At 45.8% G+C, this 22411-nt stretch carries 19 protein-coding genes; 5 read left to right on the top strand and 14 right to left on the bottom strand.

Translation table 11 applies throughout. The features are described 5' to 3' along the window. Nucleotides 1–8: 8 nt before the first annotated feature. The 3 genes from GO493_RS06545 to GO493_RS06535 form a co-directional block, all read right to left on the bottom strand. On the bottom strand, nt 9–380 hold the full coding sequence (locus GO493_RS06545; protein WP_157305335.1) for a heavy-metal-associated domain-containing protein: 372 nt from the start codon (nt 378–380) through the stop codon (nt 9–11). 163 nt (nt 381–543) lie between these two features. Continuing rightward, complete coding sequence (locus tag GO493_RS06540; protein WP_157305334.1) at nt 544–942, bottom strand: HYC_CC_PP family protein; 399 nt, start codon at nt 940–942, stop codon at nt 544–546. Nucleotides 943–1064: 122 nt separating this feature from the next. Further along, on the bottom strand, nt 1065–1466 hold the full coding sequence (locus GO493_RS06535; RefSeq protein WP_157305333.1) for a winged helix-turn-helix transcriptional regulator: 402 nt from the start codon (nt 1464–1466) through the stop codon (nt 1065–1067). Nucleotides 1467–1546: 80 nt separating this feature from the next. Here GO493_RS06535 and GO493_RS06530 point away from each other — a divergent pair, with 80 nt between their 5' ends. Next, nucleotides 1547–2437: an NmrA family NAD(P)-binding protein gene (locus GO493_RS06530; protein ID WP_157305332.1), complete on the top strand. Its 891-nt coding sequence runs from the start codon at nt 1547–1549 to the stop codon at nt 2435–2437. 43 nt (nt 2438–2480) lie between these two features. Here the strand turns inward: GO493_RS06530 and GO493_RS06525 are convergent, their stop codons facing one another. The 8 genes from GO493_RS06525 to GO493_RS06490 all read right to left on the bottom strand — a co-directional run bounded on the left by GO493_RS06525 (nt 2481) and on the right by GO493_RS06490 (nt 15588). Next, nucleotides 2481–4562 carry a heavy metal translocating P-type ATPase gene (locus tag GO493_RS06525; RefSeq protein ID WP_157305331.1) on the bottom strand — a complete coding sequence of 694 codons (2082 nt, stop codon included), beginning with the start codon at nt 4560–4562 and terminating at the stop codon, nt 2481–2483. Between the two features lie 60 nt (nt 4563–4622). After that, nucleotides 4623–4835, bottom strand: a complete 213-nt coding sequence (locus GO493_RS06520; RefSeq protein WP_157305330.1) for a heavy-metal-associated domain-containing protein — start codon at nt 4833–4835, stop codon at nt 4623–4625. A gap of 90 nt (nt 4836–4925) precedes the next feature. Continuing rightward, nucleotides 4926–5972 carry an iron-sulfur cluster-binding domain-containing protein gene (locus GO493_RS06515; protein ID WP_157305329.1) on the bottom strand — a complete coding sequence of 349 codons (1047 nt, stop codon included), beginning with the start codon at nt 5970–5972 and terminating at the stop codon, nt 4926–4928. 68 nt (nt 5973–6040) lie between these two features. Then, on the bottom strand, nt 6041–6628 hold the full coding sequence (locus GO493_RS06510; RefSeq protein ID WP_157305328.1) for a helix-turn-helix domain-containing protein: 588 nt from the start codon (nt 6626–6628) through the stop codon (nt 6041–6043). Between the two features lie 119 nt (nt 6629–6747). After that, a complete protein-coding gene (locus GO493_RS06505) occupies nt 6748–7455 on the bottom strand; it encodes a hypothetical protein (RefSeq protein WP_157305327.1) in 708 nt (235 codons plus the stop codon). An 8-nt stretch (nt 7456–7463) separates the two neighbouring features. Further along, a complete protein-coding gene (locus tag GO493_RS06500; RefSeq protein WP_157305326.1) occupies nt 7464–9773 on the bottom strand; it encodes a beta-glucosidase family protein in 2310 nt (769 codons plus the stop codon). Then, on the bottom strand, nt 9770–12721 hold the full coding sequence (locus GO493_RS06495; protein ID WP_157305325.1) for a glycosyl hydrolase: 2952 nt from the start codon (nt 12719–12721) through the stop codon (nt 9770–9772). Before GO493_RS06495 ends, GO493_RS06500 begins: the two co-directional genes overlap by 4 nt. A 20-nt stretch (nt 12722–12741) precedes the next feature. Then, entirely contained in the window at nt 12742–15588 is a 2847-nt protein-coding gene (locus GO493_RS06490; protein ID WP_157305324.1) for a TonB-dependent receptor, read from the bottom strand. 327 nt (nt 15589–15915) lie between these two features. Between GO493_RS06490 and GO493_RS06485 the strand changes: the two genes are divergently transcribed. The 3 genes from GO493_RS06485 to GO493_RS06475 all read left to right on the top strand — a co-directional run bounded on the left by GO493_RS06485 (nt 15916) and on the right by GO493_RS06475 (nt 18213). Beyond that, complete coding sequence (locus GO493_RS06485) at nt 15916–16689, top strand: NUDIX hydrolase (RefSeq protein WP_157305323.1); 774 nt, start codon at nt 15916–15918, stop codon at nt 16687–16689. A gap of 15 nt (nt 16690–16704) precedes the next feature. Next, entirely contained in the window at nt 16705–17520 is an 816-nt protein-coding gene (locus GO493_RS06480) for a helix-turn-helix domain-containing protein (protein ID WP_157305322.1), read from the top strand. 75 nt (nt 17521–17595) lie between these two features. Beyond that, nucleotides 17596–18213 carry a class I SAM-dependent methyltransferase gene (locus tag GO493_RS06475; protein WP_157305321.1) on the top strand — a complete coding sequence of 206 codons (618 nt, stop codon included), beginning with the start codon at nt 17596–17598 and terminating at the stop codon, nt 18211–18213. Here GO493_RS06475 and GO493_RS06470 read toward each other — a convergent pair. Then, complete coding sequence (locus GO493_RS06470) at nt 18210–19103, bottom strand: dienelactone hydrolase family protein (RefSeq protein WP_157305320.1); 894 nt, start codon at nt 19101–19103, stop codon at nt 18210–18212. The genes GO493_RS06475 and GO493_RS06470 overlap by 4 nt on opposite strands. A 49-nt stretch (nt 19104–19152) precedes the next feature. Continuing rightward, nucleotides 19153–20361 carry an MFS transporter gene (locus GO493_RS06465; RefSeq protein ID WP_157305319.1) on the bottom strand — a complete coding sequence of 403 codons (1209 nt, stop codon included), beginning with the start codon at nt 20359–20361 and terminating at the stop codon, nt 19153–19155. Nucleotides 20362–20466: 105 nt separating this feature from the next. On the opposite strand from GO493_RS06465, the gene GO493_RS06460 reads away from it, so the two are divergent. Further along, a complete protein-coding gene (locus tag GO493_RS06460) occupies nt 20467–21351 on the top strand; it encodes a LysR substrate-binding domain-containing protein (protein WP_157305318.1) in 885 nt (294 codons plus the stop codon). A gap of 299 nt (nt 21352–21650) precedes the next feature. On the opposite strand, the gene GO493_RS06455 is transcribed toward GO493_RS06460, so the two are convergent. Continuing rightward, nucleotides 21651–22394 (bottom strand): hypothetical protein, encoded by a 744-nt coding sequence (locus tag GO493_RS06455; RefSeq protein WP_157305317.1) that lies wholly within the window; start codon nt 22392–22394, stop codon nt 21651–21653. Nucleotides 22395–22411 lie beyond the last annotated feature (17 nt).

Raw genomic sequence — 22411 nt, 5'->3', positions numbered from 1 at the left:
GCTATTAATTAATGATGCGTGTGAGCCGGAGCTGTTGCTGCTGCGCCTTTACGGTCGTACTGGCAGCAACCGGGCAGCTGATCGTATGCTGAATCTGCTGCATTGTTCTTCTCAGTATCGTGGCCTGCGGCTGCAATTTTCTGCTGAATAGCGGTGCCGGAGGTCTTTGCAGGATCGTAAGACACGGTCATTACCTTTGTTTTTACGTTCCAGTCTGCTTTAGTGACACCATCAACAGAAGCGGCTTTATCTATCCTCTTTTTACACATGTTACAGTTGCCGTATACCTTGAAGGTCTCGGTCTTTGCAGTTTGTGCGAATACTTTGGATACACCGAAAGAAGAGATCAGTACGATCAGAAGAGATAAGATCTTTTTCATGTTTATAGCAGTTTAATTGGTCTAATAGTGAGATGGGTATGAGAACAGGTCAGCATCAATGCATGGCATTGGCTTAGTTCTTAGCCGTAAATAATAGTGAAAATGGCCGGGCGTACCAGTTTATGGAGCAATTAATTATATACGCCGGGGAAATGGGGTAAAATCAGATGCGGAAGGTACAGTTCAGTATATGGGTATGCACTTTGCTACTTCGAGGCGGTGCATTACTGACAGGATATTCTTCAACCAGGGTTACAGGATGTATCTCTGTGAAGGTAAAGTAAGAAACGGGAGTAGTAATAGCGGGCAGTTGCATGAAATGAACGGTGTTCTCAGCAGCTTTCTGGTCTTTTTCCAGCTTTACTGTTTTATGTTCATCCTTACAACATTTTTTGCAGGCTTTTACTTTGCTCATGTCACCACACTTAGGACATTTCTCGGCATCATCATGCCACAGGTTCACGTTTACCAGCTTACCCATGCAATAGTGCATGTGGAAGGTAGCGCCGGTGGACGATCCCATGTAAAGAATAGCTAATATTAGTGTGATGATCTTTTTCATTCCGGAACAAAAATAGCGGTAATTCCTGAATTATTAGTTATATAATTCCGGGTGACTTTTATATTTAATTGGTTAGCAAGATAAGTTAATGTTTGATTATCAATAAAATAAGCATATCACTATTACTTTTCTGCCGGAAAGTCCTTCATCTGCCTGGCGAATCCTTTCGATAATTTCCCGCTGTTATTGGTTGCCCATATTGCCATGGCATAAAGAACAGGTCTCATTTCTTTCCCGGACTTTGAGAGCTCATAGGTTACATAAGGAGGTACTACGGGTTTTGATCTTCTTATCAGCAATCCGTCATTTTCCAGTTGTTTTAAATGCTGGATCAGCACTTTTTCGGTGATAGCCGGTATTGATTTCTTCAGTTCACTGTAACGTTTTGTTCCTGATAACAGGTTGAACAGGATAATAGGTTTCCAGTATCCGCCAATCTTTTCCATTACAAATGTTACCGGGCAATTCACAAAGGCCTGGGTCTTATTTTCCTGGATAGTGGACGCTTCTTTTACAACTGTCATGATATGCATACTTTAGGGTAAGTACTTCTACAAAAGTAAGATTGATTTTAGTTTTGTGTTACAAATTTAAATACACAAATATGAAGATCACAGTAACAGGTTCTTTAGGAAACATCAGCAGGGCGCTTATACCACAATTAACAGCCAATGGTCATGAAGTAAAAGTTATCAGCTCTGATCCTGGTAAGGCTGTTGAGATTGAAAAGTTGAAGGCGATCCCTTTGATTGGTTCTGTAGAAGATATTGACTTTGTAGAAAGCGCATTCAGTGAAAGCGATGCTGTTTACCTTATGATACCACCAAATTTCAGTACGCCGGATTATAAGGCGTTCACCATCAATGTGGGTAAAAACTATGCAGCAGTCGTAAAGCAAACAGGTATTGAGCGGGTAGTCAACTTAAGCAGTTCCGGTTCTGCGCTGGCAGGAAAGGCGCCGCTGACACATTACCAGAATATGGAGGTATGGCTGGATGAGCTGGCAGGTTTGCATGTAACGCATCTGAGGCCGGGAGGATTTTACTCTAACTTTTACGGAGCTATAGGGATGATAAAGCATCAGGGCATTATCGGGAACAATTTCGGGGATGATGTTGAGATGATAATGTCTCACCCTGCTGATATAGCAGATGCTGCTTTTGAGGCGTTCAATAGTCCGCTGAAAGGGAAGCAGATACGCTATATAGTGAGCGATCGTAAAAGTGGAAAAGAAGTGGCTGAAATATTGGGTGCTGCTGTTGGCAAGCCGGAATTAAAATGGATACAGTTTCCGGATGAGCAGTTATTGAATGCGTTGATCCAGAATGGTTTTTCCCAGGATGCGGCACAACATTATATTGTGGATATGGGAATTGCTATCAGGGAAGGTATACTGGGTAATCATTATAAACAGAATACGCATGATGTGTATGGGAAGAGAGGGTTTGCGGAATTTGCAACAGAGTTTGCACAGGTGTATCAATTCAGCAATTAAATGATAAGAGCCACCAGTTTCTTGTCTGGCTGGTGGCTTCAACTTATTTTACTTTCAGTAGTTTGGCATTGATTGCAACGATAATAGTGCTCAGGCTCATCAGCACGGCTCCCATTGCGGGGCTCAGTGTAAACCCGGGATAAAGTATTCCTGCAGCGAGGGGGATGGCGACAACGTTATAGCCTACAGCCCAGATTAAATTCTGGATCATTTTACGGTAAGTGGCTTTCCCGAAGGCGATCATCTGAACAACATCTTTGGGGTCGCTGTTTACCAGTATAATGTCAGCTGTTTCTGCGGCAACATCGGTACCGGAGCCAACTGCAATTCCAACATCTGCTGTGGCTAATGCGGGAGCGTCATTTACACCGTCGCCCGTCATGGCTACCACTTCACCTTTATCCTGGAACTCTTTCACTTTGTTTTGTTTCTCATGAGGCAATACATTGGCCAGGTAGCCGTCCATATTGAGCTTCTTCGCTACTGCTGCCGCTACCTGTTCGTTATCTCCTGTGAGCAGGAATGATCTTATACCCATCGCTTTCAGATCTGCAATGGCTTCGGCTGCAGTATCCCGGATACTATCTGCCAAAGTGATGATACCAACGGGAACATTATCCACCAGCAAAAAATTCACGGTATCTGTTGACTGGTCTACTTCAGCTGGAATGGCAGGCATTGTTTTGTTTTCCTGTCTGAAATAGTTTGGCCCTGCAGCTATTACCTGTTTCCCGTTCACTACTCCTGTAACACCGATTCCCTGCATATACCGGAAATCGGTGGAAGTCCACAGAGGCAGGGACTTCTCCTTCAGCTTTCTCATAACGCCGTGTGCGATATGGTGTTCAGAGTTCTGCTGAACAGCTGCTGCATATTGTAAGATCTCGCTGGCAGTATACTGATCTGCCAGTGGAATAACTTTCTGTACCTCATGGGACCCTTTGGTAAGCGTACCTGTTTTATCGAAGATAATGGTAGTGAGTTTGCGTGCATTCTCAAAGGCTGTTCGGTTGCGGATAAGCAGTCCATGTACTGCAGATAAGGTAGTAGATATTGCTACTACGAGGGGGATGGCGACTCCCAGCGCATGAGGACAGGATGTGACCATTACTGTCACCATTCTTTCCAGGGCGAAAGACAATTCCTTGCCGGCTGTCAGCCAGACAATAAAGGTGATGATACCGACGCTGATGGAGACAATGGTCAGCCATTTAGCTACTTTATTTGCCAGGTTCTGCGTATTGGATTTGGCGCCCTGTGCGGACTGCACCATCGTTATCACTTTATTCAGGTAGCTGTCATTACCTGCGCCTGTTACCCGTACCTTCAGTGCACCGTCCCCGTTCACAGCGCCAGCAATCACTTTTGTATCTTTTCCCTTCTTTACAGGCACACTTTCCCCGGTCAGCATGCTTTCGTTAACATTGGAGCTGCCTTCCAGGACAAGGCCATCAGCAGGGATCTTCTCCCCCGGCCTGATAAGGACCACATCGTTGTTTTTCAGCTCCTGTAAGGGGATATCAGATACCTGTCCGTTCCTTTCCACATGCACTACTGCCGGCAGCAAGGCTACCAGCGATTCCAGCGCGCGGGAAGCTGCCATCTGGGATTTCATTTCCAGCCAGTGGCCCAGTAACATAATATCTATCAAAGTTGCCAGTTCCCAGAAGAAATCCATTCCCTGCAAACCAAACACCACCGCCACACTATAAATATATGCGGTGGTGATAGCTACGGCTACCAGCGTCATCATACCCGGATCTTTCCACTTCAACTCCCGTATTAATCCTACCAGGAAGGGCCAGCCACCGTAGAAGAAGATGAAGCTGCTCGTCAAAAGAAGGGCGTATTGATGGCCGGGAAAGGTAAATTCGAATCCTATCCATTGCTGGATCATATGCGACAATAAGAGTACAGGTATGGTAACTGCCAGGCAGATCCAGAAGCGCTGTAAAAAACCTTCTGTGTGATGACCGGCATGTTCATCATGCCCGCCTGTGCTGTCATGTTCTTTGTGGTGGTGACCACTTCCGTTCATTGCAGCATGGTTATGCCCGGCCGGCATATTTTCAGCTGTATGATGGGCGCTGTGTCCGTGATGTTCATGGTTATGCGGGTCTTTCATTCTTTACTTTTTTTAGGGTACCAGGATATCTTCTCTTTCCGTTATAACAGAAGCATTATCTTAGGATAATGCTTCTGCTTCATAGCCGGCCTTTTTAACGGCCTGCCGTATTTCCTCTTTACTTGCCTTATCTGTTGCAACTGTCAATAACTTGTCAGGGCTTTGCAGGTCTACTTCCCAGTTATCTTTCCCTGCTACTTCATTTAATACCGGTGTAACGGTAGCTATACAACCTGAGCATTTGATATTTGTTTTAAACTGTACTGTTTCCATTGCTAATTTTTTTAAGCGTTAAATGATGATATAAAATTACAGCGAAAGCAAGTTGTGGTTGTTATACAATTGTCTGTAACTTTTATATAATTATCCATCAATTTCCACGGTTACGTCGCTTGTCAGAGGGTAGCTCTGGCAGAGCAGGATCAGCCCGGCGTCCAGGTCGGTTTTCCTCAAGGCATAATTGGCGACCATGTTTACTTTTCCGGAGGTTAACCTTGCTGTGCATACGCCACAGGTACCTGTTTTACAGGAATAAGGAAGGGGTATTTTTTCTTCCAGGGCAGCGGCGAGGATAGATTTTCCGGGATGTACGTCCAGCAGGTTGGATTGTTCATAGAAATGCAGCAATACTTCCTGCATGTTGGCGGGGAGTGAAACAGGCTCTGCCCCTGGTTCGGGAGCAAACCATTCCATGTTAATATTTTCTTCCGGTACCTGTTGGGCTGTAAGCATTTCCCTGTGCATGTTCATCAGTGCGGATGGTCCGCAGATGAAATAATGTGCGACTGCGGGATTATCTCCGATTGCCGATTGAATGAGCTTCCTGGCGACCAGTTTGTTTATTCTGCCTTTGACAGTTGATACCGGCAGATCGTTTCCCGGTTGTGAAATGGCATAATGGATACGGACTCTTTCATGGTGTTTGGCTGCCCAATCTTCCATCTGCTGCCTGTAGATGATCTCTTCTTTTGTACGGCTGGAATAAATGAGTGTAACTACCGTGTTCTCTGATTGACTGATCAGTGAGCGGGCGATAGAAAACAGGGGTACAATTCCACTCCCTCCTGCCAGCAATACAACATCCTGTGCGGTGTAAACGTGCGGTTCAGGCGTAAATGAGCCGAAGGGCCCTGCTATCTGCCATTTATCAACCTGTTCTGCCTGGTCAACAATATAGGTGCTCATGAGTCCTCCTTCCACCTTTTTAACGGTGACGGAAGGGTTTGTATCATTGGGCAGAGAGCTTAGAGAATAAGAGCGTGTAACGGGCTCTCCATCTAACAGTAAAGTGATATTGATAAATTGGCCTGGTTTGTATATAAAGGGCTGGTTGCCGGTATCGAATTTAACAGTAACAACGTGATCTGTTTCGCGGACAATGGCCGCTGTACTCCATATCTGTGCATTCATGATTGTGCAAAGCTATACCGGGAGTACAGAAGGAATGTTACATTATTACCTGTAAAATGTATATAATTTTAAGCTGAGGGCTCTTCTTCCCGGGCAAGGGCGATCTTGGATTTCCGGATATTTCTGAAGTAAGAGGAATTTAATCCTGTAGTTGACTTAAACTGCCGGGATAAATGGGCAGCGCTGCTGAATCCAAGCTTATCAGCTATATCTGCAAGTGATTGGTCTGTGTAGACCAGTAATTCCTTTGCCTTTTCTACCCGGTATTCTATAATGTACTTTTCAAGAGTTACATGTTCCGATTCTGAGAAAGTATTGCTGATCGTATTATAATCTCTGTCGAGAGCGTCGGCTACTACATCAGAGAAACGGAATCCTTCAGGGAAATCGTAATTTCCGGAATAGACCTGTCCTACTAATATCCTGACATCCCGTACAAGTTTTGTCTTTTTGTCCTCCAGCAGGGTGAACCCCAGTGGTTTCAGCTTTTCACTGAGCGCTGCCGTATCCGGCGCTGATAAAGCAGATACAGTGGTCACTTCTCCCAGGCTTATATTCACAATGGGAATATTGAGCTGGTGAAAGGCCTCTTTGACAGTGAGGATACATCTGTCACAAACCATTCCTTTTATAGCAACTTTATAGTTGTTCAGCATAGTTTCCAAAGTTCTACTAAGTTGCGGGAAATATTATTATATAATTCCGTTTAAAGTTTATATAATTATAAACAGCAGGCTTTCCGGGGAAAGCCTACTGTTCTTATCCTATTTTCATGTCAGTTCCCTGCTGGTTTCAGTATCGCAGCATCTACTACCGGGTTTACTTCCACCTTATTAATGGAATAGGTAGCTGCAGGTGTAACTATGGTTTTAGCAATTGTAAATCCTTCCGGGAGTTTTTCAAAGCCGCTATAGTCTGACTGCATCTCTGTTTCTGATCCCTGTGTTGTTTTCATGCATACTGTACGTACAATGTACCAGGTAGAGGGATCGAAATAGAATGTCTTCGAGTAACCGGTTTTAAAGGTGAGTTTTACTGCGGGGTATTGCCTGCCATCAATGGTAGCTGCTTCTGCCGTGGCAGCCGTGGCACCTTTTGCTTTGTAATCAAGGAAGTTATCAATGGGCTCCAGTTCATCTTCCCATTGCTGCAGTTCTGTGCTGGTCATGGCAACCGGTTCGCTCTGGCCCATAAACGGCATATAGTTCCAGCCGCTGTCTGTTCTTGCAATAAAGTAGCCATCAGTACCCATTACAGATATTACCTGTTTAAACCCTCTGCCCTGTACAATTGTTTTGGTATAGGGAATATCAAAACCCTGGGCATTCAGTGTTCCTTCAATCTTCAGTGCCGTTACTTTTTTAAGAGTCTCTGTTCCGCCGATAGCATCCAGGTGTTTACTAATAATGTCTTCTACCTGTGCGTTGGCTGTTGCTGCGAATAATGTAGTTGCAGTTAACATTGAAAAGAATATTCTTTGCATAGTCTGGTTTATTTTCTGTTAGATAATTGCTGAATTTTTTCCTGTGGCAATAATACAGGGTGCACCTTCTCTCCTGTCAGTTCTTTGGGTAGCTGAAAGACTGCTGTTTGTCTGATATCATCGCTGGCTGCCCCTACCTTAACTGTATAACTACCTTCTTCTGCCATCCAGGCCTGACGACTTGTGTCGAAAGAGCTGATGTCTTTCAGGTGTAGCGTAAACCTGATTGTCTCAGACCTGCCGGGTTGAAGCAGTGCTGTTTTTGCAAATGCCTTGAGTTCGATAGCCGGTTTATCTATTTTCTTTGCCGGTGCTGCCAGGTACAACTGCACCACTTCTCTTCCGGTAGTTGTCCCGGTATTCGTTATTGTAAGCGTGACCTGCAGACTATCTTTGAATCCTGATGAACTGAGCGATAGCTTTTCATACCGGAAGGACGTATAGGAAAGTCCATGGCCAAATGCGTAAGCGGGCTTTACGCCGAAGGTGTGATAGTAACGATATCCTACGTAAATGTCTTCTTCGTAAATCACTTTCCTGGGATTATCTGCCGGCATACCAGGAAAGTTCCGGGAAGCGGGGCTATCTTCATACTTCAACGGGAAGGTAGTGGCCAGCTTGCCGGATGGGGTAGTTTTACCGCTGAGCACATCAGCAATCGCATTACCTGCTTCCTGTCCCGGCTGCCATGCAAGCAATATAGCATCTGCCATGTCACGCCAGTCTGCAGTGCCAATAACTCCTCCAATGTTAAGAATGACGATCACCGGCTTGCCTTTTGCATGAAAGGCAGCTGATATGTTCTTTAGTAAAGTAGTTTCCTGTTCGTCCAGATAAAAATCTCCTTCCTTTTTCCTGTCAGCGCCCTCTCCGGCATTCCGGCCAATTGTTATGATAGCAGCCTGGTTGTTATCAGCACTGGTCGTGATCTGTTCCAGCGACAGTCCCGGTTCTGCCAGCATCTTAACGGGGCCAAGTATAAGCCTGGGTTTAGGTTTGCCTGCCTTTTGCCTGTCGATCCATTCCAGGTACATTTTCTTCAAACCTTCATCTACAGTATATCCTGCCTGTAACAAGCCTTGTGGAAGAGAAACGGTATAGGCTGCGTTAGTGGCGCCACTGCCTGTGCCCCCAATGATGGGATCATAGGAGGCGTTCCCGAATAAAGCTACCTGCTTTACTTTTAGGGGCAATATTTTCCTTTCATTTTTTAGCAGTACCATACTTTCTGCAGCAGCTGCCCTTTCCAGGGCAGCGTGCGCAGCAAGATCAGGTTTATTGGAATAGGAATAGGACATAAAAGAAGGCAGTTGCCGGATAACGGTGAGGATACGGCGTACATTCCGGTCCAATATTCCGATGTCTAATGTTCCACTGTTAACGGCGTCTATGATCTTCTGTACCTGCTGAGGGGTACCCGGCATCAGCAGGTCGTTGCCCGCTTTCATTTGCGCGACCGGGTCTTTACCACCGAACCAATCTGTCATAACGATCCCGGTGAACTTCCATTCATCTCTCAGGATGGTGGTGAGCAGTTCAAGATTTTCTGAAGTATAATGTCCGTTCAGTTTGTTATAGGAACTCATGATGGTTAATGGACCCGATTGTTTTACGGCTATTTCAAAGCCTTTCAGGTATATTTCCCGGAGCGCTCTTTCACTCATTACTACATCTACGTTATTCCGGTTAGTTTCCTGATTGTTAGCTGCAAAATGTTTTACGGAAACGCCGGTCCCATTTAATTGCAGGCCCCTGATCATGGCGGCTGCCATATTGCCTGATATCAGCGGATCTTCTGAGTAATATTCGAAATTCCTGCCGCATAGGGGGTCCCGTTGGATATTCATTCCGGGAGCCAGGATAATATCGATACCGTATTCTTTCACTTCGTTTCCGAATGCTATTCCAACTTTCCTGAGTAAAGCCGTATCCCATGAAGAGGCCAGCAAGGTGCTTACGGGCCATGCTGTAGCATACCAGGACCGGGTACTATCTTTTCTGCGAAAAGGTTCCATCCTTATACCTCCCGGCCCATCTGCCATTACGGTGCCGGGAATGCCCAGCCTGGCAATGGAAAATGTATTACCTGCAGCTCCGGGGACCCGGCCGTCAGCATCTCCTATCACGGGGCCATTTCCACCAAAGCGCATACCTGTTCCTGTTACCAACCGGGCTTTCTCTTCCAGGCTCATACCGGCAACTATCTCTTCTATGCCTACGCCGTCTTTTAAACCGGGCGCTGTTCGTTGCTGTGCTGATGCCGTTATGCCCGTCAACAGGGTTAATACCAGGTATAATACCTTCTTATTTATGGTCATTGTAATTCCTTTATTGTTACGGGCCCCTTAAGTCCGGAAGCCATTATTGTTTTTTCTTTTCCGGTGAATTGTGCATAATGGGGGTTCTTCTTCACCGCTTCTCCTATGAATCCGTTTCGGCGGGTTGTGGTGACACGAACGATGATCTTATTATCTCCGGGTTTCACCAGGTCGGTAATATCCAGCCGGTAAGGAGCAAAAAGACGTTTGCCTGCATTTTTCCCGTTAATGGTAACATTGGCAGTGTACCATACTGTTCCGAGGTCTACCATGTAATGCCGGCCTTTTGTTATCTGGTCCAGGCGGAATGTAGCCGTATAAATACCTTCATCTGAGCAATACTTCAATTGTTCATTATCCCGCCAGTCTATCAGCGGGCTGTTTTCCAGCTTTACGTTGCCTGCCTGCAGAGCCCAGCGGTCTATGGTCAGGATATCTTTTGTATCATTACGTTTCGCTGCAATGCTTCCGGGTACTACCCTATTTTTTGAGGCATACAGGAATACAGAACCATAGGGCGGCAGTGTATAACTTACCGTAGTGCCGGTAGCGTTAGTAATTGTTCCATCTTCTGCGTTTAGCCAGTAAGCGCCGGTAAAGTCTTTATCTACGTTCAGGCGGATGGTTTGCCACTGGTCTGTTTTGTTCCAGAGAAATCTGAGCAGGCTACCGTCTGCCATCCGGCGGGCGATCTGCCTGGAGAAACGAGTAGTGTCTGCAAACTTTATTTTCTGTAAAATAGCAGCCGCCGGTATTCCGTTGCTGATATCCATGCTGTTCTTCTGTATGGATGCTTCTTTAATCAGTTGTGCTGTCAGCCGGTCATTTTTTTCATAGTCAAGGAAGGAAGGTTGTTTCTGTGGCAGCGGACCTGTTATCCAAAGCGGAAGGCCTTGTTTGCTCATGGTATTGATATGTCTGGCTGAGGCCATCTGTATATAAGGCAGATCTGTCAGCAGTAAGGCCTGGTATTCATTGCCAGCAATCCGCAGCCTGTTTTCTGAGAAAGTGGCTTGTTGCAGCGCATCGTCGTTCACAAACTCCCAGGAAATACCTTTGGCTTCCAGTTCGTTCACTGTTTTCCATAATTGTTTGTACCAGGTATTGATGGGGGTAGGTGGAGCCGTAAATATTCCGAATCCTTTCATGTCAGGCTCTATTCCTTCAATGTACCCACGATTCAATATTTCTTCAGGGTTGATTGCGATCTGGTCTTCGGTGAAGTCAATGAACGGAACGTAGATCAGCACATCTGTTTCAGGTTTACCTGCGCGCAGGGCGTACTGGCAACGGGCGAGGTATTCATTTACTGTTTTTATGTCGTTGAAGAAGGGGTCTGATTCGTTCATGCCTGTTGAAAAATTGATAAAGGGCAGATAGGGAGACGACCAGGTATTCCATCCTTCTTTTCCATATTCCCCGTTATTGTACCTGTAAGGTGTGCCATGATAAATGAGCTGGTTAATACCGCAGGCGAATGATTTATCTGCCCAGATCTTAATTTTCTGCGGAGTGGTCATTTCTGCCCTGAGGATGGACACAAATGATTCCTGGGTGATAACCGGCCGGTTGTACAGGTGTGCGCCTGAGCTCACCAGTTTCAGATATCCTTCTGAACCTTCTGCGTAAAGCTGTTCTGCTTCAGGTATATCGGCAGCGCCGGCGCAACCTATAAGATCGTTCGGAAAACCGTAGGCCTGGGTGCGGTGCAGGAGTCCGCGGGCTTCCATCCAGCGGTTGCTGGTGCGGATAAAATTATTGCTGAACACTTTATTCACTGTACGGTCATAATCATATATGAGCCGCCATTCCTCCTGTCCGTGGAATACGAAGGGTGGTTTTGCGCCGGGGTATGCGGAAGCGAGATAAGTGGGATGATCATATCCCTTCTGGAAGGCGGCTGAGAGCCAGGGGGCGATATCGTATCCATTCAGCTGTCTGAACACATCGAGGAAATCCGGTGAAATTATACGGTCGGTATGGAATTCGTAGCTGTCGTTGAATATGGCACGCAGTGGTTTGCCGTAGTACGCAGGCAGGCCTGTACGGGCGCCCAGCAGATAATTGTAGGCTTTATTAACTACGGCTGTGTCAAGGTGATCTATTACGTAATTCACTTTGGAGGATGCTATCAGTGAAGGTTTTTCGCCTGTGGGAATAACCCAGGATGTAACGATGCGCCATTCTCCGCCGGCAGGCGCCTGCCAGTGAAGGCTTACTCCGTTCACTTTATTTGTAAGATCTACCAGGGTTGTGGGATCGAGCTCAGTTTGTTTACCGGATCGTTTTACGACCCTGGCTGCGATTACACTGTATATCTTTGCCCATTTATCTTCCACGGGGTTCTTCTGCATGGCCATGGCCATCATGCCTTGTGGTTTCATGGCATTGTTGCCTGGTCTGGGTAATCTACCATCAAACAGTTGTCCGCCTGTAAGGCCGGTGTCGGACACTGATAATGTTTTCATGCTTTCTGCCGGGTCAAAGAAGGCGCCTCCGAGGGGCCATCCGCTGCCGCCGTTCATATCGACCGTTATGCCGCTTTTCTGTGCCTGTTGCATAATGGCTTTCATGTGTTGATAAAATGAGGGCGTATCCCAGCTGTAAATGCGTTCTGCCTGTTCTTTCGGAGCCTTTATGTTCAGTCCCTGTGTTAACGGCTGTACTTCGACGCCGGCAAAGCCATGGTCTGCCAGCATTCTTACTTCACGTTGCAGTTCTTCGCTGGTAATGTCGTTGCCGGGCAGCCACCAGCGGGTAAACGGGCCAAATGTACGGGGGGCAGTACGGAACGTAGCAGGGTTAAAGTCATAATAGGGGAACCAGTTTGTATAAGGATTATTCTCTCCCGGAACGGTGTCGTGGTCAATCCCGTTGAATGCCGTTATAGCAGACAGGGCAACCACTGCTGCCATGGCTGAAAGAGCTCCGTAGTACTTTCTTTTCATAGTAGTTACTTTATATGTCATCAGAACCTGAATGTAGCTGTTAAATAATAGGACCTGGCCGGAATACTGATAGTCGAATAAGGAGTGTTATTCTTTACTGCTGTCTCATACATCTCTTTGGTGAAGCCTTGCCTGTCTATGGCAGTCAGTAAAGTACCCGGGCGCGACCAGCTCATTACCCCGTACTTGTTCAGGATATTATTGACGTTAAAGCTTAACTGCAGATGGCTGCTGATATCATATCCTGTAGCAAAGTTGAACTGGCTGAAGGAAGGCAAGAGGAAAGCGTTGGCGACATTTGCCTGACGTTTGCCCATGAATGACCAGTTCAGCTGCGCATAGAACCTGCCGGTATTATATGAAGGTGTAATATTGATCATACTTCTTGCAGCATTATCCGTTTCATTGCCTGAATAGCTTACCAGTGTATCATCTGCCACCCCGGGATTACGTGCCAGCCATACGGTATAGTCAGTTGCCCTTGAGCGTTGCAATGTTAATACAGCCCGGACTTTAAAATGTTCATTGATCGTATACTCTGCCTCTGTCTCCACGCCTAATGTCCTGATCCTGGCATAAGTAGCGGGTGCGTTGTAAGAGGTCTGGTCAACGTTCTGGAAGACCTGTACATTTGCCACATTACTTAGTACGCTGTAGAAGGGCGTTACGAAGAGATTCAGATGACTGGTCTTTACCTTTACACCCATCTCCAGCTGCTGTACTCTCTGTTCCTGCGGACGGAGGGTTTTATTGGTGAATTCAGTATTGGCGGCAAAATACATGTCGAGATCGGGCGCTTTATTTCCCAGTGAGTACCTGCCATATACTGCTACAAGGTCACCTATCTTATAATTCCATCCGGCCGAGAAGGAGAATGTATTAATGGTTTTATTGAATGGTAGTATTGCTCCCAGTGAGCCGTAACTATTGTCATACATGGTAAGCGGGTCGCGGTCCAGTCCCCCGGTAGTATCCTGCACGGTTACAGCGGGTGTATTATGTCCTTTTATTTTCACTGATTCGTATCGCATTCCCCAGTCAAGGTTAAAGGCATTACTTAACTGCCAGTTATGACCCAAAAAAACAGCGGCCTGAGTTTGTGTGGCTTCATTGAGATTTACCGTCCCACCCATAGTAGTGCCATTTCCATTGGTAACATGATAGATGGCGCCATCAGGGGCAGTTAAGGTAACATTTACAAGTTCGGGACGATCCTGTATGGTCCCGAACCCTGCTCCGGCGGAGCCGTCCCTCCTGTTCACTCTGGAGTAGCCGTAAAAACCGCCTATGGTGAAGCTCATGCGTTTCAGTTTTTTGGTGAGTGAAAACTGGTTGAGCAATTCCTTTACATGATTGGTTTTATACAGCAATGGTTCCAGGAAAAGGGAATTGGGAGATACGTCCTTGCCGGGCAGTTCACTGTGATTGACATTAAAATCATACCCGGAATAGGATGTTACAGACATCAGTTCCTTACTGGAAGTAGTTGAGCGAAAAGAGTAAGTACCCGGACGCCCCAGCATGCCGAGAATGGCGTACGTCATCAGATCATCAAATGCCAGTGGATACACGACGCCTGTAGTATTCCAGGAAGATGATTTGGCCGAATATCTTATCGCATTATTCAGTGTCCAACCTGAACCTAAACGTTGTTCCCAGGTAGCACCCACAGATTTGTCAATGGAATGGATAAGATTATCCGAGCTGTAGATATCTGTCCCATTTACGCCACCATTTACAGGGAATAATTGTTTTACTGCCGGGATCAACACGGAGGAACGTTCTGAAAACCCGGGAGCAGGCTTTGGATCGGAGAAGCTTACTGTAGGAGTGAACTCAAACCAGCCGTTATGATCATCCAGATATTTGGCATATATCTTCAATGAGCCTGTATTGTAACGCCTGACTACATTGCCCCGGAACTGTCCGCCTTTATTCATAGGGTATCCGGGATACCTGTTACCCTGGTCATACCGGTAGAACCCGCCCCAATCATAGAACCAATTATGTCCCAGAGGGCCACCGACATTTACATCTGCGCGGTAAAAACTGTTCTTTCCGTTTCCCTGCAATCCATACTTTGTCCTTACTTCACCTTCTGTTTTAGTTCCTCCTTCTTTCATTACATAATTAAAGATACCACCAGGGGCATTGGCGCCAAGAATAGAGGCTGTGCCACCGCGAACGGCTTCTAACCGGCCGAGGGTAGCATCCACCCTGGTGAAATAGTCAGGTCCATAGTTATTGTATGTAGTATTGGTGACAGGCAGACCGTCCTCCTGCATAGATACATAATAATATCCGCTGGCGCCGTCGTTGGAGCCTACTGATACGCCACGGGAGTACACTGTATTCCTGACTTCTCCCAGTGATGAATTGACATAGATACCAGGTACGTTCTTCAGAATATCTGCAGCGCTGACAGGCGCCAGTTTACTAAGCTGTTGTGATGACAGGGTTGTGATAGCTACGGAGGCTTCCATCCTTTTCCGTTTGTCGAATACGCCTGTAACGATCACTTCATCCATCTGGTCCGCCTTTTCTTCTAATTGTACATTGATTGTCCCTGGCTGGCGGGTGGGGTCGATATGAATTTCTTTAGTACTATAGCCTGTATAGGAAATAACAAGAATTACCGGTTCATTACCGGGTAACTGCAATTGAAAGCTACCGGATTCATTCGTCTTAGCGCCACGGTTGGTGCCTTTGACCTGTACGGTGGCATAATTCAACGGATGGCCATTCTTATCGGCCACTTTCCCGGACAGGGTACTCCCCTGGGCGAATGTGTAACAGTTAAAGTAAAACAAGTAGAACAGGGATAAAATAGACGCATGACAGATCCTGTAGACTGATCTTCTTTTCATAACCGGAATTTTGTGTTTTGTGGAACTCTTATTAAATAAAGTATACTTTCATTGCTCCGCCTCCTGGCTTATACTCTATTCTAAAGATAGAACAACAGACAACACGTACTATCATAGAGTGTCCTATTTTTAATTAGTCATTATAACTAATTTAATTATTATAATCTGTATCTTACTACTATGCAATTAATAATAACTAAATTGAAAGGTAAAAAAATTTTCGATTCAAGGTTCAATTTGGTCGATATGACACATTGAATGAATTAATGCTACTTTTAAAAAACGATTAATTGAGTATATTTAAGACCTGAACCAAATGCATAACCTATGCAATCAGAAAAGGAAATTGAAGACTTTATACTGAACGGGCATAAGCAATACCTGAACAATCTGTCTGTGGATTGTGTGATTTTCGGGTTTCATGATCAGCAGCTTAAGGTGCTGCTGGTCAGAATAACAGGCAGGAAGGACTGGGTACTGCCAGGGGGGCATGTGAATATAAAGGAGACTGTAGATCAGGCGGCGATAAGGGTACTTCAGCAGCGTACGGGTATTGATAATATCTTCCTGCAGCAGTTCCAGGTGTTCAGTGAACCTGACCGCAGCCGGATTGACTGGTTATATAAAGTATTAAAAAAATATTATCCTGTTGTAAAAAAAGACAACTGGCTTTTACAACGATTTGTGAGCGTTGGGTACTATGCCCTGGTTGAATATACAAAAGTCACGCCCCTGCTTGATATGATGTCGGATGCCTCTGAATGGTGGGGGCTTGATGAACTGCCTCCTATGCTTATGGACCACAGGACTATCGTAAACGAGGCATTACAAGCACTACAGGCAGGTTTAAACAGCAAGCCTATTGGGTACAACCTGCTGCCCAGGAAATTCACTATGCCTGAATTGCAAAGCCTTTATGAAACCATTCTCGGAAAGAAACTGGACAGAAGCAACTTTTCCCGGAAAATGCTGGCTTATGAGATACTGAAAACAAATGGCGATACAAGGAAGGGTGCGGCGCGTAAAGCTCCGTTCCTTTATTCATTTGATCTTATCAAATACCGGAAGGCATTGAAAGAGGGGTTGAATACAGGATGGTAGTTATAAATTATTTAAATGAAAAAAATACCGGTAAGACATATCAGTGAACCAGCATTGTCCGGAAGCTTCAGCATACGTGACATCCAGGCACTGCTGGCGGGCGAAGATATGATACAGCCTCTTCACAGGCATGATTTCTTTTATGTGCTGGTTATAGAAAAAGGGAGCGGGAAGCATGAGATAGATTTCACACCATATACTATCTCTGACAATACTATTTTCTTTATGCGGCCAGGTCAGGTACATCAGCTTACATTAAACGCCGGTTGTACAGGGTATATGATGTTGTATAACACTAATTTCTTTACCGGTAAAGCAGTCAATATAAATCTTTATCAGCCTGGGGCAGAGCGGTTCAGGAAATTATCTTCCGTATTAACTTATATTTTCCGGGAGTGTGCAGAAAAGCAGGAAGGATATGAAGAGGTTATCAAAGCCAACCTCAGTATTTTTCTTATTGAGCTTGGCCGCCAGCATAGTGAAATTCAACCGAAACATGTTACTCCCTATATACAGGAGCAACTGGATAAATTCCTGGCGCTATTAGATACTCATATTGCCGGATATAAGCAGGTGTCTGATTATGCCGGTATGCTGAATCTCTCCCTCTACCAGCTTAACTCCATTACCAGGACGGCATTGGGTAAGACATCTTCAGAGCTGCTTAATGAGCGGATTATCCTGGAAGCTAAAAGATATTTGCTGGCAACGTCTGAACAGGTAAAGGAAATTGCCTATCACCTGGGGTATGAGGATGTTTCTTACTTCACAAGGTTCTTTAAAAAGCATACCGGTTATACTCCGGTAGCGTTCAGGGACGATTTCAGATAAGTCCTGTTAAACTACATTTTTGTCCTATTCTGAAGGCTGTCTGCCAGGCTACCTTTGCAAGTAAACAAACAGACTATGAATCAGAAATGGGATGAAAGATATAAAGGCAATGAATTTGCCTATGGTAAAGAACCTAACCTGTTCTTCAAAGAATGGCTCCCTAAGTTTGAGCATGGGGCTATATTGATGCCGGCAGATGGAGAGGGGCGGAACGGCGTATTTGCGGCGCAGCTTGGATGGCAGGTAACCTCGTTTGACTTTAGTGCAGAAGGGCGTTCAAAGGCGCAGCAACTGGCAGGAGAACAGCATGTTGCCCTTGAGTATATTGTCGGAGACTTTGAGCAGCTTCACTTTGAGAAAAATGTTTTTGATGCTATAGGTTTTATATATGCTCATTTTCCGGCCGAAAAGAAGTCGATATTTCACAGGAAATTAGATGATACCCTGAAGCCAGGGGGCATTATTATCCTGGAAGTATTCAGTAAAGGACATCTCCATTTTAAAGAGCTTGATCCTAAAGTGGGTGGGCCTGAAGAGATTGATATGCTGTATTCTAAAGCCGAAATAACTGCTGACTTTGCCAATTATGAAATACTTCTGCTGGAGGAAGAAGAGGTTCTGCTAAATGAAGGAAAGTTCCATAATGGGAAAGGCAGTGTTATCAGGTTTGTGGGGAAGAAAAGGACTACTTAGCCCAATTTCTTTTTAAAAAACTCTATTGTTCTTTGCCAGGCCAGTTCTGCCGCTGCCTTGTCATAACGGGGAGTTGTATCGTTATGAAATCCGTGATTTACTCCCGGATAGATGTAAGCTGCATATTCTTTGTGGTTCGCTTTCAAGGCGTTCTCGTAGGCAGGCCATCCTTCATTCACGCGGGTGTCCAGCTCTGCGTATTGCAAGAGCAGCGGCGCTTTGATTTTTGGAACGTCTTCTTTTGCCGGTTGGCCACCGTAAAATGGTACGGCTGCGGCAAGATCCGGTATGCGGACGGCCATCATATTGGCAATCCATCCACCGAAACAGAATCCTACTACTCCTATTTTACCGTTACAGTCTTTATGGTTCTTCAGGTATTCAAAAGCTGCGATGAAATCTTCCAGCATTTCGTTCCTGTCTCTTTTACTCTGCATCTCCCTGCCCTGGTCATCATTTCCCGGATAACCGCCTAATGGGGTTAAAGCATCAGGAGCAATTGAGATAAACCCTGCCAGCGCTGCCCTCCTGGCAACATCTTCGATGTAGGGGTTTAAGCCACGGTTTTCGTGTACTACCACGATACCACCCAGTTTCTTTTTTGCATCAGCCGATTTGGATAGTAGGGCTTTGATCTTTCCGCCACCTTTTTCGGAATTGTAATAAATATATCCGGATTGGAGACGGGGATCGTCTGCCTTTACCTGGATGGAATTCTGGTAATCGGGCATGAGGAAACTCATCAGTGAGGTAACTGTGAGCCCACCTACAGCATAAATGGAAAGCTTTTCAATGAAATCACGCCTGTTTACCCGGTTATGGGCATAGTCATCATACAGGTCAAATACTTCCTGTCTGATATCTTCTTTTTTGATTTCGTTTCCGTTCATATGGATAGTGTTAGGTAAGATGAAAATAAGAAAAACCGGGGATATATATTCAGGCTTTCAGTGATCTTGCCTGTTTCCATATGTAAATATTCTCGAAATAACGGATGCTGATAGTGAGGAGGACATTTACAACAGCCAGGCCACAAAGCACCTCTAAAAAAACGTCTGTTCCAAATTTACGGATCATAAAGCCTCCGGCAAAAGGCGTCAGCGCCTGTGCTATTAATTGAGGACGGGCAAGTCGCCCCATAACGTTTGCATATACCTGCGGGCCAAAGACGTGCAATGGCAGTGTCCCGCGCAGGATGGTCCGGATACCGTTTCCCAGACCATAAAAGATCACTCCCAGGAAAGCTACCTGTTGGCTGCACAGCAGCAGGATGAATCCCAATAATACGCCGGCGGCAGAGAATACAGCCGTGGTGAGCGGGGACCTTCCCGGCAGCAGCATATCCATTAATCTTGCCCCTACCTGGCTGGGCCCCAGCAATGCTCCCAGACTGACGGCGAGGGGCAGGGAGATGTTGTTGTTTACCAGAATATCTATCAGGTGCACGGACATGCCAGTCATCAGTACAGCGCCAAGAGTAAAGCTGGTCATTACCAGGTAATAGATGCCTGGATGTACCGGTTCTGAAGGTATTTCCATCTTAGCTGTGCTACCCGCCGCTTTTGCTTCTTCTTTAAGAGAAGAGCGGAATGCCAGCCGGTAAAGAGGATAAATAAAGACCACTAACGCTGCCGCATAAATGAGGCAGGTGGTACGCCAGCTGAAGTATTGCAATAATAAAGTTATGGCCGGCCATATAATGGTAGTGCAAAAGCCCGAGATGAGCGTGATATGGGTAATAACCTTACCGGCCCCGGAGCCGTAGCGCTTTCCCAGTGTGGGAAAAAGAGCATCGTATAGTCCCATTGCCATACCTACTCCTATTACGCTCCAGCCGAAAATGAAAAGAAGGATATGCCTGGCAATAGCTATCAGCACCAATCCAAGCGCCATTACCAAGCCGCTGTACAGCAATGTATTATTGGTCTCCTTCTCTCCTATCCTTTTACCTATGGTGGGAGCCAGCATCCCGGAGATGAGGAGGGCGAGAGATAAAGAACCGTACACCAGTTCATGTGACCAGCCAGTGTCTTCTATAATGGGTTTTGTGAGCACTGCCAGCAGGAAGAACGAACCACCCCATTGCAGGATCTGCGCTATACCGAGTAAGATGCTGTTCCGGAATGTGGGTGCATTGATAGTCTTCATGAAAAAAGCCGTTTTTTGACGTTGCCGGTGCAAAGCTCCTAACAAAGCTTAAATTTGTAAAACGCTATTTTTCTATTATATCGATCGATAAAACCGATTTAAAATATGGAACTTCGTCAGCTACGATATTTTCTGAAAGCCAAGGAACTGCTCAACTTCACAGAAGCGGCACATAGCCTGTACATCAGTCAGAGCACGCTTTCGCAGCAGATCAAGCACCTGGAAGATGAACTGGGCGTTCCTCTTTTTGACAGGATAGGTAAACGGATAGTGCTTACAGAGGCGGGGCGGTTGTTTGCGGATTATGCCATGCAAAGTGTGCATCAGGCAGATAATGGTTTGCAGATACTACAGGACCTGAACAATATGGATACAGGCGAGATCAGAATTGGTCTGACGTATGGGCTCAAACCTATTTTTACGCCGGCGTTGATCCGCTTCATGACAAAGTATCCTAAAATGAAACTACAGGTAGTTTTAGGTACCTCGCAGGAGTTACTGGAACGGCTGACCAACTTTGAATTTGATTTCCTCCTGAGCTTTCTCATCTCAGAGAAGGAGAAGCATTTTAACTACCAGCTGCTTTTTCAATCGCCCATGGCATTGGTGATGGCAAAGAAATCGCCTCTCTCTGCGAAAAAGAAGATCACCATGGAAGAGATCAGCGAACTGCCGTTGGCATTGCCGGCAAAAGGTTACAGTACGAGAGAGTTCATTACAGAGGTATTCAGGGAAAGAGGGCTTTCGCCGGAGATATCTCTTGAGATCAATGATATTCCAACGCTTCTGGATGTTGTTAAAACAGGGAATTGGTATAGTATTCTCTCCCAGTTCTCTATCAGCAAAAAGGATGAAGTGGCAAGTGTACCTATCCAGGGGGTAAACACACAAAGGAGGGCTATGATCATTTCTTTGAAAGGGTCTTATGAGAAGAAGTCAGTAAAGGCGTTCTATGAGTTCATTAAAGCAGCTTCTGAGAATCTTTCGTAGTTCGGGCTGAGTTTCCGGGGATCGCGTTACCAGGGCAGGGAGACCAGAGAAGAGATATGGTTCCAATATGAGAGAGTATTGATGGTACTACTATCAATGCTTTAATACAGGAGGAAACGTGGACTTGATACGGGGGGTACTTTGAGATGTGCTATATCAGGGAAATCTATGGGGAAAGGGTATAATTGTATATAATGGCTAATAGGAAAACCGCTGCAGGGGGCTACTGCAAGTAGATAGGAAGGAAGAAGAGTTCAAAGGGGGATTATTTACAAGTATATCTATCAGGCCGGAATGGTTTATTCCCGTAAAATAATGGATGGTTGTGAATGAGTGTAGTGAGTGTATGACATATTCCGGGGTTGCGGGTATGTTTGTTTATGAATGACTTCCAGCGTTTGCGGGGGCTGTACAGCCACAATATCGGCAGCGAGATACCGGGTATTGCGGGAAGGGATATTATCCTGTAGTCCTCTTATTTGCAATGCTACCACCAGGGTGCCGTTACCCGGTACGTCCAAAGAGAATACCGCACCATTAAAAGATTCCCTGAGATCCAGGAGGAGTATATCGCTTTCTGCCGCTACTACCTGCTGTGTTTCGAAGTTGATGCGGGTTGCTATCACCTTTACTTCCAGGGAGGTGATGTTTTTGAATACAGGTAATGTTTGTGCAGGAATATGCAGTATGCCATCTGCAGAAAACTGAGGCGGCAGGAGAAAAAACCGGTCGATCCCGGTATGCTTATTGAACCGGAAACCGGTCAGGCCCTTTATGTTATTTCCCGCCGAGGGAATGAGGGCTTTGGTTAACCGGTTACCATGGGTTTTGTCGGCACGAACATCCAGCTCACCATAGAAAGCGTGACGGATGAGGGCTCCCCTACTGCTAGCCATGCCAAAGCGCCGGGCGGCACGACGGGTAGCGACGGTTTGCCGGACGATTTCCGGCATGCCACGCAGATAGAATTTCCCATTGCGCCTATAGCCGATCAGGTTGCCGAGCTTGCCGGTGAATGGAAGTATTGAATTTTGCTTCGCCATATAAAATGATACTTGTA

It is taken from the genome of Chitinophaga tropicalis (genome assembly GCF_009758205.1).
In the GTDB taxonomy this organism is placed as follows: Bacteria; Bacteroidota; Bacteroidia; order Chitinophagales; family Chitinophagaceae; genus Chitinophaga; species Chitinophaga tropicalis.
The sequence above is the reverse complement of the archived record's forward strand: the minus strand, read 5'-3'. Positions and strand labels throughout refer to the sequence as shown.

Bases quoted from the DNA above. Each gene is read 5' to 3' on its own strand.
- GO493_RS06545 (WP_157305335.1), bottom strand. From the start codon at position 380: ATGAAAAAGATCTTATCTCTTCTGATCGTACTGATCTCTTCTTTCGGT.
- GO493_RS06540 (WP_157305334.1), bottom strand. From the start codon at position 942: ATGAAAAAGATCATCACACTAATATTAGCTATTCTTTACATGGGATCG.
- GO493_RS06535 (WP_157305333.1), bottom strand. From the start codon at position 1,466: ATGACAGTTGTAAAAGAAGCGTCCACTATCCAGGAAAATAAGACCCAG.
- GO493_RS06530 (WP_157305332.1), top strand. From the start codon at position 1,547: ATGAAGATCACAGTAACAGGTTCTTTAGGAAACATCAGCAGGGCGCTT.
- GO493_RS06525 (WP_157305331.1), bottom strand. From the start codon at position 4,562: ATGAAAGACCCGCATAACCATGAACATCACGGACACAGCGCCCATCAT.
- GO493_RS06520 (WP_157305330.1), bottom strand. From the start codon at position 4,835: ATGGAAACAGTACAGTTTAAAACAAATATCAAATGCTCAGGTTGTATA.
- GO493_RS06515 (WP_157305329.1), bottom strand. From the start codon at position 5,972: ATGAATGCACAGATATGGAGTACAGCGGCCATTGTCCGCGAAACAGAT.
- GO493_RS06510 (WP_157305328.1), bottom strand. From the start codon at position 6,628: ATGCTGAACAACTATAAAGTTGCTATAAAAGGAATGGTTTGTGACAGA.
- GO493_RS06505 (WP_157305327.1), bottom strand. From the start codon at position 7,455: ATGCAAAGAATATTCTTTTCAATGTTAACTGCAACTACATTATTCGCA.
- GO493_RS06500 (WP_157305326.1), bottom strand. From the start codon at position 9,773: ATGACCATAAATAAGAAGGTATTATACCTGGTATTAACCCTGTTGACG.
- GO493_RS06495 (WP_157305325.1), bottom strand. From the start codon at position 12,721: ATGAAAAGAAAGTACTACGGAGCTCTTTCAGCCATGGCAGCAGTGGTT.
- GO493_RS06490 (WP_157305324.1), bottom strand. From the start codon at position 15,588: ATGAAAAGAAGATCAGTCTACAGGATCTGTCATGCGTCTATTTTATCC.
- GO493_RS06485 (WP_157305323.1), top strand. From the start codon at position 15,916: ATGCAATCAGAAAAGGAAATTGAAGACTTTATACTGAACGGGCATAAG.
- GO493_RS06480 (WP_157305322.1), top strand. From the start codon at position 16,705: ATGAAAAAAATACCGGTAAGACATATCAGTGAACCAGCATTGTCCGGA.
- GO493_RS06475 (WP_157305321.1), top strand. From the start codon at position 17,596: ATGAATCAGAAATGGGATGAAAGATATAAAGGCAATGAATTTGCCTAT.
- GO493_RS06470 (WP_157305320.1), bottom strand. From the start codon at position 19,103: ATGAACGGAAACGAAATCAAAAAAGAAGATATCAGACAGGAAGTATTT.
- GO493_RS06465 (WP_157305319.1), bottom strand. From the start codon at position 20,361: ATGAAGACTATCAATGCACCCACATTCCGGAACAGCATCTTACTCGGT.
- GO493_RS06460 (WP_157305318.1), top strand. From the start codon at position 20,467: ATGGAACTTCGTCAGCTACGATATTTTCTGAAAGCCAAGGAACTGCTC.
- GO493_RS06455 (WP_157305317.1), bottom strand. From the start codon at position 22,394: ATGGCGAAGCAAAATTCAATACTTCCATTCACCGGCAAGCTCGGCAAC.